The following is a 16,904-nucleotide window of genomic DNA, read 5'->3' on the forward strand; positions in this document are numbered from 1 at the left end:
TAGCTTGGGTGCTAGCTGTTCCGACAACGCATCGTACTGGTCCTCTGCAGAGGCAGGAACGAGAGGAAGGCGCTCTGTCACGACGCGGTTTCCTCAACCCGAAGTTCATAGCGGGGACGGATTGTCTGTGCGTTGTAGGCATCGGACAGGTCGTCATAGAAACCGATCTCCCTTAGCCGATCCTTCAATGCGCGAACGTTTTCTCGAAAGGCCCGATGCTCGTCAACGGAGACCGGCTTGCGACCAGCACTCGTCACACCGGGTGCGATCACAAATCCGTAACGTTGCTCCACCCAGATCAGGAAGTCCTCAATGAGAATGGGCTCAGTCTCGAACTGGCGGCCGGCCGGCGTGTCCTTCGCCCTTAGAACGGCCAGTTGCACCAACACTTCGAGGGTTCGACCACCAAGGTGCCAGCGCCGGGGATTCACCTTTGATTTTCCTTGCACCAGAACCCCAAAAGGCGAGTTCTTCTGGAACAGTTTGTCGAGCATCTGTACGAGGTACTTGATGTGGTGAGCCTGCCGAACATGGGTGACCAGCTCGATGAGCGTGTCGAAGGAAGACAGGCCAGCATTGAGGATGGCGTCGATCTCCGGAGCCAGGGTCCCGTCCTCCTCATTCAGACTGCGAATCTGCTTGAGTGCCGCCTTGAAATCAGCCTCGAACTCCGGAGACGGAGTAGCCAGCAACGACGGCACCTCAAATGGGTCGTCCGTGATGTGCTCCTCCCGGGCATAACGGAGGAGCTGGTTCATCGCGAACACGGACTTGACCAAATCGCCGAGCTTCGCGTACTCCGACGCGGCGTCTTCCTGCGCGAGCTGAGCCATGCGGCTCCGGTAGTCGCCCCCCATGTCGGTCGTAAAGGTGACCTGGTACGGGCATGCAGCAAATGGGTCCGCGTTGTTGCCATAGACAGGGCAGGATCGACATGTCGGATGGGAGCCGCAGTCGCGGATCCAACCTGCGAGCTGCCGCCCAATGCGTAGCGTGTACGTCCCTAGGTGCAACCCCAAGATCGCCCTCAGGTAGTCGATCATTACGGGTCGAGGAACGTCCTTGTAGGACAAGATTCGTTCGATGTCGTCGCAGAGAACACGGGATTGGCCGCGGCACAACGGCGGATAGGGCGTGATCTTCTCCCCTGAGGGGTGTGTATCGCTCACACCTTCGACCAGCTTCAGGACGGTCAACGTTTCCAAATCGAGCCGCACGCCCGCCTGATACTGCCGACCTCGTTCCAGGTATGCCTTTAGCTCTCTGTGGGCGTTGCCCTCGCCATGTTCCAGCATGGCATAGAGCGCATCGGCAAAGTTGTAGTCCCGACAATACTTCGCCACCCGAATCTTGTGGGCATCCAAGTGGAGCGGTCGCAGCGAGGCGATGGCTTCGGTAGGTCTTCCCCGATTCACGAGGTCGAACACATCGGTCTCCAACCACTGCCTGGCGATTTCCTCGTTCTCAAGGAAGCCGGTGACGCCGGGCAAGCCCGCCAAGCGTTTGAAATGAACATCAACCTTTTCAAACTCTGCCTTCTGGCGACCAATGGTCGCAGGCCGCATCCCCCCAGTCTTGAGCCAGAGAAAGAGCACAACCAGCACACGGTCGAGGTCTACGTTCTTTGGATCCGCGTAGAAGATTCGCGGGTTGCGAAACTCCTGGTCTTGTTTGCGGAGCTTCATGCACCCTCCGAAGGCCCAACGGCCTCTATGCCTTGACGCGCCAACACCAACCGTATCCCCTCTGGACGGCTCTCCGCCGAAACCTCGAAGAACTGCTCGTCGTCAGCGGAAAGAAGCACGCGGTCGAACGTGGTTGTAATGAGTTCATTGCGGAATATGAGGAGGCTGACGAACAACCCTTGAAGGTCGGCTGCGGTAGGCCTATAGCCATGACGAATCAGTTCCATCATCTCCAATAAGTCGAGCGATATGCGCAGGCGGGCTGGACCTTCCGTCGAAACCAACTCGACAGCGTCGGGCGAGAACTCCAAGAAGTCCCCGTGGGCGGGACGGGAAACCTCAATTCGAAACCGATCCTTTGGGAACAAGCGGTATGAGCGAATCGAGGCAGTGGCGACTCGTGAGACCCGCAATGCAAGGTAGTTGCGTCGCAGCAGCGGGTTTCGAACACCTTCGGCGACACTCACGGCCTCAACGACGCGGTCGCGGAGATCGTTGCACGCCGTGGCACGCTCGCCATCGGTGGTGGCCACGATCACGGCCTCTAGCAATCCCACGGAGGTATAGGGCAGCATATCGCGCCATCCGTTGTCGCGCCGCTCGTAGTAGGCCCAACGACGAAGCACGGCCGCGAGCTGGCGCCTTGCCTCGACCACGGTGGGGAAAGGCACATCATCGCTGGGGCGTGGAACTTCGGCGGCATACCGCCTGAGCTGGGCTGCTGCGACTTCGGACCGGCCATCGAAGGTCATCCAAGGCACGGCGCCATCTACGTTGTGGTCAAGCTGCCGGTCGAGCATCGGGTGATTTACCCGACCCACGTCTGCTTCGCGGAGTCGCCGCACAAGGCGGTCAACCGCGCGGTCGGGCCCTGGCGTGAGGACAGGTAGTCGCGCGGCAGTATTCGGATCAGCGAAAGCCTCGGTGTAGTAGAGGGCGACCAAAGGCGCAGAACCGTGTAGGTCTGCGTTGTGGAGCAACGCCTTCACATCGGCGCACCCGTGGTCCCGCAGAAGAAGCCAAGAGAGCGCAGAGCGCAGATCGCGCATGGTCACATGGGCCCGGCGCCGCAGATGTACCACCTCGAACAGCCGCCGCACGCGTTCTCTCACAGCTGACCCGGAGTTCGGGTCCCGAAGCGTGTTCGCGTTATGGAGGAGCGGACACGATGCCCGAATCGAACATCCCTCGCATGGAGCCCACAGCTCAGGTTGCAGAAGCTGCATGAGCTGCTGCTCGACGAGGGAGGTAATACCGCCGGCGGTCACCGCGCGCAGGTTCAGGTTGACCAGCAGCGCACCCTCGGCCGGCGAACCTCCGGCAAGGGACGCGTTCACGAAGCGACGGAGCCCACCATAGGCGCTAGCGCGAGGACCGTGTGCAAGGAAGTCCAGTAACCGGCCCTCGTTGATTGCGATGAGACGCACTGCCGGCCCAGCGAGTCCAGCCATCTCCTCACCCTCGAAGGGCTTGAGGAATGCGTCGAGGACGGCATCGTTGGAGCGATCTTCCTCATCCTGCGAGCCGTCGTAGTTTGTCTCGTAACTCCGGTCTTCCCAGGTCCAGCTGGAGCCATTCTTGCTGGGTAGTCGCGTGACCAGTGCGCCGTTCTGGCTGAACAAAGCTTCGACCTGCTGGAGGAATGCGGTCTTGCCGTCACCTGCGTTGCCTGTGACGATCACAAGGCGATGGCAGCCTGTAGTGATGGTTGGAGCCAGCTTCTCGTCGAGGCCCGTGCGGACGTAAGTGAGCCGGGCGATCTCATCCAGGCCGCGGGTCCCGCTGTTCGTGCGCCGCGCCTGGCTGTAAAGCGTGAGCATCCGCGTGACATACGGGTTGTAGTCCTTTCGTCCGACCTCTTCGGGTTCGAGTCGGATGCCGGGGAACGTGTCGGTAGATAGGGCGGGTCGCTTGGCCGGGGCAAGCATCGACTGCACAGCAACCAGTGCGGTGCGCATCTCGGACGCGGATTGGAAGCGGCGTGCGGCGTACGGTTGTACTGCCTTCAGCAAGAACTCTGCAAGATCGCTTGAGAGATGCACTTTCACTGCGATCTGGCGGGGGTCATACGGTGTGCCACCTTCGGGCCGGTCTTGGGGAAACGGATGCCGGTGCACGACCAATTCGTAGAGGACTATGCCGAGGGAGAACAGGTCGGCGTGCGCACCCCAACCAACGGTCGTCACGTCAGGTGCCCAATACCGGCGAGTGCCGGCCTTGCCTTTGGCTTCGCTTGCCATCGCCGCGATATTGAAGTCGATCAACTTGGGCCTGTGCGAGGGAAGCTCCAGCATCACGTTCGGTGGCTTGATATCGCGGTGGTAGACCCCGTTGCCATGCAGTGCCTCCAAGGCATCAAGCAGTTGGACGCCGATGGCCTTGATGTCGGACCACGCCAACCGGCGCTCGCCTGCGCAGTACGGCTCAAGCGTTTCACCTTTCACGAACTCCGACACGATGTAGGGATAGTCGAGCGGCGGGCTGAGTCGAGCCATCCACACGATTCGGACGATGTTCGGGTGGGTCGGCAGGAGAGGCTGAACGCGAGTGAACTCGTGCACCGCCAGATCGGCGTTCTCGGTGTCCACCAGCACCTTCAGTGCATAGGTGCGTTGGTGATCCAGATTGAACACCCGGTAAACCTTCGCGAAAGTGCCTTTGCCGATCTCCTCATCAAGGCGCCATACCCCATCAAGGACCACACCGACCTCAAGCTTCGCGGGGCCTGGCGCGGATGGTTGCGACGGTTCTTTGCGGCCGAGACCCGTGGTCATGCCGAGTACGCTGCGCAGGCGAGCAAGCGAGTCAGTAGCGGTAGGCCGGGATCTGAAGTCGTCGGTTCTAAGCAAATCGAGTACAAGCTCGTCGATGCTTGTCTCCACGCCTGCACGTACTTCAGAGGGAAGCTTTGGTGGGCAACCACCTGCAGCACGCGCCGCATCTGGGCCATCGAAGGGCAGTTCGTCGGTGAGGAGCTGGTAGAGCAAGACGCCGAACGAGTACATGTCCGAAGTCGTGTCGAAATCGTAGTTCGACGCATCGGCCAGTTCGGGCGGTAGATAGGCCCTGTTGGTCCGTCCCTGGGTGTCGGGGAAGACAGTGCGTCCCGACTCCATATAGGCTCGATCGAAGTCGGTGAGGCGCGGCTTGCGGTCGAAACCTACTAGGACCGTGCCCGGGCACACGTTGCGATGGACGATGCCAGCGGCGTGGACGACTTCGAGGGCGGCGGCGACACCCTCCGCGATTTCCAACCGCTCACGGACAGTAAGCTGGTCCCGCTCCGTGTTGGTCAGAAAGCCGTGCAGCGATCCATATTCGGACCAGTCGGTGACTTCGAAAAATTCGTTGTCCTCGTCGATATAGTCGAACTGAAGCACGGGAAGCAGGTTTGGATGCCGACCAATTCGCGCGACAGCCTCGGTCGGGCGCCGCACTACCGCTTTGCGCTGCTCCACTTCCTCATGGCTACCGTACGGAATCTTCCACGTGCGAACACGATAACGCGAAGGATCACCCTCAACGTACGCGCGACGAGCGACATACATCGCCTCGTCTGGTCCGACCTGGAGAGTCTCAACGATCTCGTAGCTGCCGACACGCCGCCGGTTCTGCCGTTGACGCGCTGCCCATTTTCCTTGGAGCGCGTTCTCCATCGAGGGGAACAGCGGTGTCAGGTCTTCACCAGCTCGGTGCGAGGGCACATTGCGCGCATCTTGCAGCCAGACCGCTAAGTCGCCGAGGTTAACAAGCGAACCCTTCCACGAACCGCCCACATGTAAGGCCGTGCCGTCTGGGACAACGAGCACCGGTGCTACGTGGGCATGACTCGCGAGTGCGCCCAGTTCGGTCTTGAGGACCTTGCACTTGTGGTTCACAGTCCACATCGGACAACGCTTCGGAGTGTGGTTGAGCAGCCACTCCTGGTCGTCGCCCGAGAGTCGCCCGTACCATTCCTTTGCCTCAATCACGAACAAGGCGTGTGCCGCAAGGAGCACGATGTCGTACTCCAAGGCGTCTTGGCCGCGCTGCTTCAGCTGGAAGTTCGGAGCCAGCCCCCAGGTGCGTGGCAGTGCTTTGCGCAGTACCTCAAGAACGTCGCGCTCGAAGGGTCCAACGGGGCCATCGCCGCCAGAGGGCGTGTAAATTATTCGAGCCATTGGGGCACAACCTCCTGCTCGATGATTCGGAGCGCCTCCGTCTCAGCGTGTTCGGCTTTGACGCGAGCGTCAAAGGCGCTTCTGACGAGTTCCGAGACATCTCGTTCCACATCTGTTGGCCAGTCTGGCACGGGCAAAGCGCGCAGCATGTCCTCTCGCAGACTTAGTATTTTTGTTCCGACCGCGGTTGTTCGGAGGAGTCGAAACCCAACAGTCGTAGTGAGGTAGGCGTAGAGGGCATGTGCTTTGGACGCCTTTGGGACCACACGAAGCAGGTCTTGGGTAAACGCGGCCTGAGAGTAGCGCCCATGAACGAGGACCGCCCGCCCAAAAACTTCGCCTTCCCCAAGAGTGCCGTGCCCTCCCACCAAAATGGTCCCCTCTCTCGCAAATAGCAGTCGGTCGTCGAAGCCAGGATGAACAATCTGACGTGGCGCCGGCCGGATCAACATTGCGTCGCGCTGCGACATAAACTCCACCCCGAATGGGGGTCGGCACTCCACTCGTGCGAAACGCGGCCCGTTGTAGATGCCACCTTGTTCCACAAGATCCCCGAGCGTGGACTTCCACTTAGTACGTAGGTGTCGCAGGGCGCCGCCGGAGGAGGCAAAATTCCACGCTACTAAAGACGGAAATGGTCCGCTCCACATGATCGAGTGGCGCCGAAGCGCGCCGCACATCTCATGTGCTTGCTGCATCTCAGGAAGCTGTTCGACCAGCGTTCTCGCTCGCCGAATGTCACGCAGAAATGTTTCCCTGCCTTCGCTGCAACTTCTCACAAGCGACGCAATCTTCCCTACAACGGATGAGTGCGCAAGAGGAATTGGAAGTGAACCGAGCAGGTCCTTTCGGAGACCGAGAATCTTGGTTCCATAGCTTGTCGAGCGAATGGCCTGAATGCCTGTCGGGCAAGCCAGCCAAGCGTACGTGAATAGAGAGAAGTCATCGTCTGGAGCCTCAAACTGCAGGGCCATGGCGTGCGGACCGACGTACTTGCCTACGAGGCGACCATCGGCGAGGATTGATCGTCCGAATAGCTCGTTCTCACCGAGCGTTCCTGCACCTGAGATGAGCACCTGACCTCGGGTAACGATATGCCGCTCGGGGTGATGCATTGAGTCCAAGCGGATGATTCGTCCGGTGGGCTCGGCCGCAAACATGTCACCTTGCGTGATCAGCTCAACGCCGTGATTCGAATCACAGTCGCGTCGGGTGAAAACCGTCCCGTAGGCCCGACCAAATTCTTTAACGATGGAACTGAGAGGGCGAGCCGAGTTTGAACCAGCGCGCCGAATTCGCTCCACGGCTGGCGAGTAGTTCAAGGCCCGCAACGCGCCGACACTTGGTTCGTCGACAACGAAGGTCTTCACTTGAATCGCCCCTCGGCGACGAGACGGCGGTATTCCTCGGCGATCAATGGTAGGTCGTCGGCAATACGCTTACCCTTGCGGAGACGCACACGCTCGTGCACCTGACCATCACGTTCCCACCGGTCCGGCGTCTCTATTTCAAATAGGCTTTGGGAACCATCGGGCTCGCGCAAGTAGCTCGGCTCGCCTCGTCGCCCATGGCCGCAGTCTTCTGCGATCGCCATAAAGACCGGCCGCTGCTTCGGGCCGTGTTTCCCCACCATGCGAGTCTCGTTCGATGCGCGACGGCGCACGAACACGCAGCTTGCCTGCACGGCCACTTGGGGTAGGAATGTTTCTCCTGGCAAGTCGATGCTTGCAAGTAGCTCTCCGTTTCTGAGCAACCAGGTGCGGACGTACTCCATCTGCTCGCCGGGATTCCCAAGAATGCCGTTAGGTAGGACAAGCGCCATCACGCCCGTCCCGGGCTTCAGGAACTTGAGGCACGCCTCGATAAACAGAACTTCAGGCGGGACCTTTTTTTGAAGCGCGAACTTGACCCACTGGGTGCCCTCGCGGCGCCACGTGTGACCCAAGTCGTAGTGGCGAAGTACCTCTGGGTCTTCGACTGGAATCTTGGCTCCGAAGGGGGGATTCGTGAACACGTAGTCGAATTGACCGTGCGCCTCGCCGGGACCAACGCCCAACTCTCGCTCCAGCATCTCCATTTCCGGCGTGCGATAGCGCGTGTTGCCGGGAGTCTCTCTAGCGCCGTATACGCCGTACTCCAGACTGTTGAAGTTTGAGATATGGCCGTGACCGTCGCCGTTCATGACCATGTTCATTCGAGCAGCCTTGCGTAGGTCGCTATCAACATCGAACCCGAACAAGCTCTCCCGCGCGTAGCGCTTCACAAGCGGGTCAGCCTTCTTCGTTTCGCTAGGAACGGGATCCTCAGGGTGGGGGCAACCAATCTGGCGGAGAAACCGGCGCCGTGCGTGATTGAGCGCGACGATCAAGAAGCCACCGCTGCCACATGCCGGATCTAGCACGCGCCGACCAGGCTGTGGGTCAACCATCTCCACCATCATCCGAATGACATTGCGAGGCGTAAAGAACTGGCCTTTCTTTTGCTTCAGTGTGTGCGAGGTAATGGCCTCGAAGGCCATTCCTTTGGCGTCGGTGTCGGTAGAGAGTAAATCGAATCGCGCCAACTGAGCAGCGACATAGGCGAGGGCGCGATCGTTCGGCTCAAGCCGCTCGTAGCCATCGAACACATCTTTGAATGCGTCCTTGACGTGATCGAACAACGTATGAATACGCTTGGCGATACGCTCTTGGCCCGCGGGCGTATTACGTTCGGTGGCGCCGACAAAGAACAAGCGCTTGCTTTGTTGCTCATCGAGGATCTTCGCAAAGATGAGGTAAAGCAGTTGCCAGAACGCTTTCTCGTCGCGAAGTCCTTGCGTCGACAGATAGTCATGACAGTGATTGAACGCGCGCAGTAATGAGTCGCCAGCAGCGACGCGTAGCGCGCGCCGGTCGGCATCGTTCAGGTCCTCCAAACTCTCGTCCGGCGCTGGGAAGTCCGTCAGCTCCGTCCCGACGGGAAATCCGGTCGCCGAATCGTACGTACGCATCCGGAAGGTCATATCTCTTCCGTTGGTCCACACACCGTATACCTCGGGGCGCTCGTCGCTAAGGTTGGAAAGGACTAGATCGAGCTGCTCCACCGAAGCGTCCGAAGCCTTCGCGTTTGCCTTGCCAATGAGAACGACTCGAATGATGTTGTCATCGTCATGCGGCTTGCCATGATCGTAGACAGCGATGGCAATCGTGGTGGTCTTCTTTTTTCCAGAGGCGTCACGACACGAGAGCGTCACTTCTCGCTCCATGTCTGAAAGCTCGACACGATACTCGCGATGGAGCTGTTCAACGAGGCCCTGAAGTACACGCTCCTCGGGCTTGTCCGGGACTAGCTCGCCGGTGAGCGCGCAAACCAGAGTGTCAGGTGCAAGGAGTTCAGTGCTGTCCTCATCGCCACCACTGACGCTCGGCTCGTCGTTGTTCTCTTCGCTGGCAGCGGCAAAGTTCGCTTCATTGTCTTTAGGCTTGCGCTGTCGTGCCAAAGTATTTCTCCAGTTTGATTTTTTGATCGCGGACGCGCGCTGCAGCCACGGCGCCCAAAATACCGCCGACCGACACCCGCTTCATAAGGCCGCCGGTTCGTGCTCTTGCGCGGTGCCGCTTTGGATGCCCGCAGGAGCCTGAACAGGCATCGTGGGCGGCATTCCGCCGTGGGCTTCAATGCCCATCCGAAGGCTCCCGTCGAGATTTCTTGGGCTTCCGATGCGTTGACTTGGGTAGCGTGCCCGCCTTCATGGAAGCTGATCTCAGCGGTTGAGCGGCGCGCACGCGTCCACGGATGTAGTTGGTGGCGTCGACTTCGAAGCGCGGATGGCCGAGCCGCTGCAACAGTACAGCTACGGTGGCGAGCGACGCGAACGTGCGTGCGTTGCCCCGCGCGCTTGCGAGCAAGGCTCTTCGTTCTCCAAATCGAATCTCCAGCACAAAGCCGCCTTGACCCCCCTGAGCCACCACGCCAGACACAACACGAGCAGCAATGAGCTCACGCAGCGGCGCCTCCTGCAAGAGCGCAACAGCTTGCTCCGTCGGCACGGTAGAGGGCAATGCCACGTTTTGTGTGACTTCGTTGATATGTGCGCGTTATTTTGCACTAGATCTGGAATGTTTCGTATAACAAATTATATAAAGTGTCTTACGGACGAGTGACTTCGTATGTCCGATTTACATAACAAGCGCGAATGCCCAAGATCGCCGGATTGGCCGGCGCCCTATGCCTTGATGCCGGGATGATGCGGACGGGTCGTCTGAGGCTCCGGGAGCCGTTGATCTGCGTGCCGAGCCAGCACGTTGAAGCCGCCTCAGCGGCGGAAGAACTTGCCCCGCTCGGCGCGCACGTGCTTTGCCGTCCGGAATCAGGTTGAACGGAGCCGAGACCGTCTTGAAGCAGCAGTTGTCCTCATCGTCGCAGCGAGGTGGCTCATTGCGTGAGCTACCTGCGCACCCCAGTCGAAGTGACCACCTGATCCGTGCAACGTCGGCGGCGGCCGTCGACCCAAAGCGCACAAATCCGACCATCGGCCTTGGCATCGGCGGCGCGATGACGGCGCTAGCCGCGACCCGGTTGGGCGAGAGGCGATAGGCGTTAGCGCTCGCTCACGACGCCCGCTTGAGGCGTTGTTCCACGATGTTCCAACTTGCTTGACAACGAGTCGACGCACGACTAAAGTGCACCCGGTACAACATGGAACAACAAGGAGTGCAGATTATGGCCTACACCGCTTCTCTCTCGACGACGCCCGGTAGGCCGGGGTTTAGCGTCAGCTTCCGGCATCCCCTGAAGCTCGACTCGAAGGGCAAGCCCGGCCTGAAGATGCGTCGCGGCTTGGGCACCGATGACAAGGCCAAGGCCGAGGTCCTCGTCGCCCAGATGAACCAACTGCTCCAGGACGAAGTCTGGTGGACGGCAGCAAAGCATCAGGACGCGCTCGAGGCTTTCGACCAGCGCATCGTCGATGCGTTCTATGACGGCATCCAGGCCGGCGTCGCCGATTCCTTTGAAACCCGCAACAGCGTCATCCCACTGCCCGGCAGGGCCGAGGGCTATGCAAGGACACTGTTCGTCGGCACGACGGGCGCTGGCAAGACCTCGTTGTTGCGCCACCTGATCGGATCAGACCCAGAGCTGGACCGTTTCCCATCCACCTCGACGGCCAAGACCACGGTATCGGATATCGAAGTTATTCCGGCTGCCGGCGAGTTCCGGGCAGCGGTGACCTTCTTCTCCGAGACGGTCATCCAGGCCAACGTCGAAGACTGCGTGCTCAACGCCTGCGCCGCCGTCTGGGACAAGCTGCCCGAGGACAAGGTGGCGGATCGCTTTCTGCATCACCCGGACCAGCGCTTTCGCCTGAGCTACCTGCTAGGTTCATGGCGCAAGAATCTACCCGCAGAGCCGGCCGCAGACGAATGGGATTTCGGCGAACCGGACCAAGCGGCCACGGCGGCTGCGAGCAGCGACGAAGCGGTCTCCGGCGCCGACGCCGAAGCGCTGCAAGCGCGGCTGGTGGACTATGTCGGCCGCATCACGAAGCTTGCCGCATCGAAGGCCGGGGCGATCAGCAAGGAGCTTCTCCCCGATCCGCATTCCGCAAACGCCGAAGATCGCGAAGCAGCCCTTGAAATCTTCCAGAGCGAGCTGTTTGCCGACGAGCGGTTTCACGACATCGTCCACGACGTGATCGACGAAGCGCTGCAACGCTTCGATGCGATGCAGGGCGGCGAGCGGACCTACCGTAGCGCCAGCTCGAAGTGGCCGCTCATGTGGACGTACCGCACGGATGACCGGACCGAGTTCCTGAAGCAGGTGCGCTGGTTTTCGAGCAATTTCGCGCCGTCGTTCGGCAAGCTGCTGACACCGCTGGTCGACGGCATCCGCGTCATGGGCCCCCTCTTCCCTACGTACACGGACCATCAGGCCAAGGTTGTGCTACTCGACGGCCAGGGCCTCGGCCACACGCCGGACTCGTCAACGAGCGTGACGACGCACATTACGCGGCGCTTTTCGGAAGTCGATGCCATCCTGCTGGTGGACAACGCCGAGCAGCCGGTGCAGGCGGCGGCCCAGTCGGTCCTGCGTGCCGTCGCGTCGAGCGGCAACTACAACAAGCTTTTGCTCGCCTTCACGCACTTCGACCAGGTCAAGGGCCTCAACCTGCCGACCTTCGCCGACAAGCGCGCGCACGTGCTTGCCTCCGTTCACAACTATCTCTCCAAGCTGAAGGAGGTGTTGAACGCCCCGATCGTGGCCGCTATGGAGCGAACGATTGACGACCAGAGCTTCATGCTGGGCGCACTCGACGGGCCGAGCACGAAGCTGCCGCCCGGTGTGAAGGCGCAGCTGAACAAGCTGATCGCATTCGTCGAGAAATTGGTCGAGCCGCCCCCGGTGCCCGATGCCAAGCCTCAATATGACGCCTCCGGGCTCGGCTTTGCCGTGCAGCGCGCGGCGGACAGCTTCCAGAAGGCATGGGCGGCACGCCTGGGCCTGGCGATCGGCGCCACGCTGCCGGCAGAGCACTGGACCCGCATCAAAGCGCTTAACCGGAAGATTTCGAACGAGACCGGGGTCGAGTACGACTCGCTGCGGCCGGTTGCCGATCTGGTCGGCCGCATCATCGAAGAGGTCGCGAATTTCCTCGACAACCCGATCGGCTGGTCCCGATCGCCTGTCGATGCCGATGAGGCGCAGCAGGCAATCGCGCCGATCCGCCAGGTCGTGTTCAGCCGGCTGCATCAACTTGCGCTGCAACGACTGATCGACGAACACCTGATGGACTGGCGCCGCGGCCTGGAGCACAAAGGCAAGGGATCAGCAGCGCGTCGAGCCGTCGATATCCGCGGCATCTATGAGTTGGCGGCGCCCGTCCCCGGCACGGTCAACACGGCCCCGGCCATTGAATTCATGCGCGGAGTCCGCGAACTCGTGCGGGCGGCAGTCGAAGAGAACGGCGGGACGATGCTGCCCTAAACGCAGAGCATTGAAGGGCAGAGACGACCGTCACCCGGAACAAGAGGAGATATCGATTGACCAGCGCAAGCGAGCCAGTCTGGCTCAAGATCATGGAGCACGGCGCCGCCGGAGAGGCCCGCACGAAGGCATTCCTTCTGGACCGCTTTTGGGTCCTGGAACGATCCGTTGACATTGATGGCGCCGACTTCCTGATCCAGCTGCGCTCGTTCTCTACCCGCTTTACCGACGCCGCGCCTCCGCGCGTTGGAATCGTGCAGGCCAAGTATTACCAGGACCAGGCTACGACTCAGTACATCCCGTGCCGGTACGTGATCGATGACAAAGGTGAACCGCTCAAGGGATTCTTCGCGGTCCTGCACGTCGGCAACGAGGATCAGGCGGGAATGTATTTGTTGTCATCCCGCGAAATCGCCGAGACACTTGATCGATCGAAGGACGACCCACCACGCTACATCGCAGGCAAGAAGGCTCTCGATGAAAAGTTTCGCGTCCTGAACCGGCGACAGGCGCTCGACAAGATTCAGCACGAATTGGCGCAACGCTCTTCCTCAGAGTCCTTGCGGTTTCTGGACCGGGTCAACATCCCGTACCGCAAGGTTGAAAAGCGCGACATTGACTTCGCATACACGCTGCCAATTCCGAACTCTCAGGAAGACATACCTCGTGCGTTCTACGACTACAGGGACAAGCTGCGCTCACTCCTGTATGACATGGAGGAGGCGTTGGTCGCGATCGACAACATTCTCAAGACGACCGATCCTCATGTCGCCTTGCAGGAGCTGGAGAAGCTCGAGCAGTATCGAAGCAGCTCTCACTTTTCCGATGGCCTCACCTTCACAGGCTACAAGTGTGACCTCGACTGGGAATATCTGAAGGACGGGCTCAAAGAGCACGATAGAGCGATAAGCGCCCTGGACAAGGTCAGCAAGCGAGCAGCATTCCTAGACCTTTCGGGTCGCATCAAACAAGAGTTGATCGCCAAGGTCACCGAGATGGATGACGAAGCCAAGAAGGGACAGAGCTATTTCGCGTCGCTGAGTTTCGACCATGAAAGCCTGGCCTTAAAGCGCATCAGATTGAAGCTTCTGGATGCAGGAGAGCCTAAGCCCAAGAAGCAGTTTTCCGCATGGCAATCAGTGGACGATCATTTCGTCGATAAGAAGAAGCGGCCGGCCACCGAGGTTGCTGATGACTTATGGCATGAACTGGCGACCGAAGTGCTGAAGTTCGTCTGCCCAACCCTGGACGACGAAGAATGATCGAGGGTCAGCTGAGGAATCCGCCCAAATGGACATCTGTACCGTTCACTTCACCCACGCGACCGCGGCTGAAGTTCAGGCTCTTCTCAGGGCGTTCATGGAGGTGCCCATCGCTCCCCCGCAACAGCTGGACGGCGAGTGGGTAGTCCCTCTAAAGAGGCTTTCCGCCGACTTCGTGGCATCGGAACTGGGAGTGCAAGACACGCAGGCTAGAGCGCTGTTCGCCGAGCTGGTCGAGCGAGGGTACCTGGACGGCAGTGGCAAGCCGCTAACGCCGGCGATGGCGCTGCTTGGCGCGAACGGGCTCCCTCGGATTTCGAGGGCCCAAATGGACGTGATCATCGCGGACTTGGTCGCTGCGGCTGCAGCATTGAATGCCCGCCCGGGTGCTCGCATCAAGATCGCGAGCATCGAGCTCTTCGGTAGCGCGCTGCACATCCGCGACGACTACGGCGATGTTGACGTGCGCGTGGTGTTCGACGAACCAGATGACCTACAGCCCGAGGACATAGACGAGAAGGACACGGTATCGGAGCAGCTTCAGGCCGTCTCCAACTATGTGAGCATGCTTCCAGAGTTTGACCTTGTGGGACTCGACACCGAGAGGAAAGCGATCTACCCGGCGAAGGCGCCGTTGGCGCGCTAGCGTAGGAAGTCGAAGGTGTTGTCAAGGCATTCAGGCTGCAACCAATCTTGCAGACCCCTCAGGCAGTCATCAGCTCGCTCTGCTGCGGGGAGAAGAGGGAAATGCCGCAACGTGTACGACAGGCGGCGTGTTGTGCTTGTAGAACCTACGCCGCGCGATTGCAGCTCCTCAAACAGCCCTCGTGCACGGTCGATTGCCGACCCCACTTCTCCGGGAAGATGTCTCGCGCCGGAGGCGAGCAACTCGTTTAGCGAGGCTGGCGTGGGGTACCGTAGCGCGAGCGACTTAGCCTCATCGCGACTTTCGACAGGAACAGCTGGATCCAGTTGTATGGCTTCCAGGAGTTCCAATCCCCTCCGCAACGCGCGCATTCGTTCTTCGGGTGTACTCATTTCGGCCTCCGTGGGGCGCGCGTGCGGAAGGAAGTCACTTTGCTGCCTGCAATCAAGATCATGCATTGGGGTGAGCCAAGGCGGGAGCGTTCAGTGGCATCCGGCCATCGCGTCATCACTGTGCTGTCCACGACAAACTTGGATTCCAAGGCCAACACGTCTTTCTCGATCATCGGTGCAAGTCGGCAATGGCCTTTTGTTGAGCAAGTGAGAACTTCATGACAACGTCCGCAACCGCGGTGACGGCCGCCTCGACGGACCAGAACGATTCGTCTTTGTGCGTCCTGACGATTTGTTCCGATACATGCCACACGCATTGAACGTACAGACGCAGCATGCGAGCGTCCATCTTGTTCACCACAGGTTTGAGAGCCGCAACTCTCAATCGATCCAAGACATCATCGAGGTTCTCGCCGAGGTCTGAAGCGCCTCTCGCCATCGTTGGCAGACGTGGAGTGCGCAAAATCCGATTCGCGAGATCAGCGTCACCATCCTTCTTCGCTTGAATGAATTGTCCGAGTTCTTCCTCGTCGGCGCCGGCAGCTACGAGGCCGCGAAGCGATTCGGAAATGCCAGAAACCCAATCCTCAGAAGCGCTATGCCCCATGGTCACAGGCCATCGGACGGTGCCGACAAGGCGTCAATTCGAAGCCACTCGGTCAATGGTCGATTCGTGAGAACTCGGTAGCGTTCGTCGTACTGAACCAGAACCAGAGGCGGGCGAATGTCAACGATGGTTCCATTCAGCGTCCGATCGCCAATCCGTGGATTTTCCCGAAGTCTTCGCGTTGCGGCCCCACGTTTGGCCTCGCGGTCACGCGATACCGCAACGGCTTGCTCAGTGCGTTCAATCTCCCGTCTTGCGTACTCATCGTTGAACTCGACTGCTTGTTGCCTGGTGAAGAAGACACGAGTCACCCTGTCCACCACTTTGCCCTCAGACGTTCGCGCTTCGTTCTTGCCCTGCTCGCTGACCATCGCTGCAATCAGTTCTGCACTGTGAACATCAACGCAGGCCACTGCGTTGATCGGCTTCCAATCAATTCCACGCGCTTGTTCGGCGTTGCTCTTCAACCCAAGTGCGTCGTGAAAGATGCTCACCGTGGGGTTTGAGCGGGCGAGTGTCTGTGTGGCATCGCTCTTGCCACCATGTGCCGCGCACCAGCGTTCAAATCTCGCGTTGCCCCCCGCGATCGAAGCGCTCGCGTCAGGGTTGCCGACGACTTTCACTGCTGCGGTTGCGTACTGGGGCTGTTTTCGGGCCTCTCCGGCGAATGAGGCAATGAAGCCGTCCCAATCAAGCACGGCCTGCGGGTTGTTCGCTGCGCAGCCGGTAAGGACGGCTGCCGCTGCTGCGAGGTGGATCGTGCAGATAGGTCTGAAGACCACCCGCCAGCGACTGACCTTGGGCAGTATGTCCGGCATATTCATGCTCTCATCCATGCGACTATTGTCGGTGGACTATAGTCGCATCGGCCGAGATAGTCTGCGCATGTCGGGTGCGCGAAATCCTGTTCTGGTCGAAGCCTTTGCGAACATCGTTCGCGAAGCACGTCAGGAATCGGGGATTACCCAGGAACAGCTGGCGCACGACGCTGATATCGACCGCACCTACATCGGTCTATTGGAGAACGGCCGCCGACAGCCTTCGTTGTCGGTGGTCTTCTCGATCGCTCACAGCCTTGGGCTCACGCCAGAGTTGTTGGTGCGTCGCACACGTGAGCGGGCAGTGCGTCTTGCTGCGTCTCCCCCAGGAACCGCCGTGTAGTGGCGCCAGGGTCTGGCCGAGCCGTCAA

Annotated in this window: 11 protein-coding genes; 4 read left to right on the forward strand and 7 right to left on the reverse strand. The window is 60.0% G+C overall.

Annotated features, from left to right (window positions below; translation table 11 throughout):
- Window positions 1–77: 77 nt before the first annotated feature.
- The 5 genes from P7V53_RS30620 to P7V53_RS30640 form a co-directional block, all read right to left on the reverse strand.
- A complete protein-coding gene (locus tag P7V53_RS30620) occupies window positions 78–1,685 on the reverse strand; it encodes a hypothetical protein (protein WP_280153256.1) in 1,608 nt (535 codons plus the stop codon).
- The gene (locus P7V53_RS30625) at window positions 1,682–5,845 is read right to left on the reverse strand and encodes a serine/threonine protein kinase (protein ID WP_280153257.1); all 4,164 of its coding nucleotides are present in this window, start codon (window positions 5,843–5,845) and stop codon (window positions 1,682–1,684) included. The genes P7V53_RS30620 and P7V53_RS30625 overlap by 4 nt, the downstream gene beginning before the upstream one ends.
- Window positions 5,833–7,215 carry a hypothetical protein gene (locus P7V53_RS30630; RefSeq protein ID WP_280153258.1) on the reverse strand — a complete coding sequence of 461 codons (1,383 nt, stop codon included), beginning with the start codon at window positions 7,213–7,215 and terminating at the stop codon, window positions 5,833–5,835. The genes P7V53_RS30625 and P7V53_RS30630 overlap by 13 nt, the downstream gene beginning before the upstream one ends.
- Window positions 7,212–9,323: an N-6 DNA methylase gene (locus P7V53_RS30635; protein ID WP_280153259.1), complete on the reverse strand. Its 2,112-nt coding sequence runs from the start codon at window positions 9,321–9,323 to the stop codon at window positions 7,212–7,214. Before P7V53_RS30635 ends, P7V53_RS30630 begins: the two co-directional genes overlap by 4 nt.
- 175 nt (window positions 9,324–9,498) lie before the next feature.
- Complete coding sequence (locus P7V53_RS30640; protein WP_280153260.1) at window positions 9,499–9,891, reverse strand: hypothetical protein; 393 nt, start codon at window positions 9,889–9,891, stop codon at window positions 9,499–9,501.
- Window positions 9,892–10,546: 655 nt separating this feature from the next.
- On the opposite strand from P7V53_RS30640, the gene P7V53_RS30645 reads away from it, so the two are divergent.
- The 3 genes from P7V53_RS30645 to P7V53_RS30655 are packed head-to-tail and all read left to right on the forward strand — an operon-like array spanning window position 10,547 to window position 14,716.
- A complete protein-coding gene (locus tag P7V53_RS30645) occupies window positions 10,547–12,808 on the forward strand; it encodes a hypothetical protein (RefSeq protein ID WP_280153261.1) in 2,262 nt (753 codons plus the stop codon).
- Window positions 12,809–12,864: 56 nt separating this feature from the next.
- Window positions 12,865–14,070 carry a hypothetical protein gene (locus P7V53_RS30650; protein ID WP_280153262.1) on the forward strand — a complete coding sequence of 402 codons (1,206 nt, stop codon included), beginning with the start codon at window positions 12,865–12,867 and terminating at the stop codon, window positions 14,068–14,070.
- Window positions 14,071–14,098: 28 nt separating this feature from the next.
- Entirely contained in the window at window positions 14,099–14,716 is a 618-nt protein-coding gene (locus tag P7V53_RS30655; RefSeq protein ID WP_280153263.1) for a hypothetical protein, read from the forward strand.
- Between the two features lie 561 nt (window positions 14,717–15,277).
- Here the strand turns inward: P7V53_RS30655 and P7V53_RS30660 are convergent.
- On the reverse strand, window positions 15,278–15,715 hold the full coding sequence (locus tag P7V53_RS30660; RefSeq protein ID WP_280153264.1) for a hypothetical protein: 438 nt from the start codon (window positions 15,713–15,715) through the stop codon (window positions 15,278–15,280).
- Between the two features lie 2 nt (window positions 15,716–15,717).
- Complete coding sequence (locus tag P7V53_RS30665; RefSeq protein WP_280153265.1) at window positions 15,718–16,551, reverse strand: hypothetical protein; 834 nt, start codon at window positions 16,549–16,551, stop codon at window positions 15,718–15,720.
- On the opposite strand from P7V53_RS30665, the gene P7V53_RS30670 reads away from it, so the two are divergent.
- Window positions 16,550–16,876, forward strand: a complete 327-nt coding sequence (locus tag P7V53_RS30670; RefSeq protein WP_280153266.1) for a helix-turn-helix transcriptional regulator — start codon at window positions 16,550–16,552, stop codon at window positions 16,874–16,876. The two genes, P7V53_RS30665 and P7V53_RS30670, sit on opposite strands and share 2 nt — an antisense overlap.
- Window positions 16,877–16,904: the final 28 nt, after the last annotated feature.

This window comes from Piscinibacter sp. XHJ-5, assembly GCF_029855045.1.
Lineage (GTDB): Bacteria > Pseudomonadota > Gammaproteobacteria > Burkholderiales > Burkholderiaceae_C > Albitalea.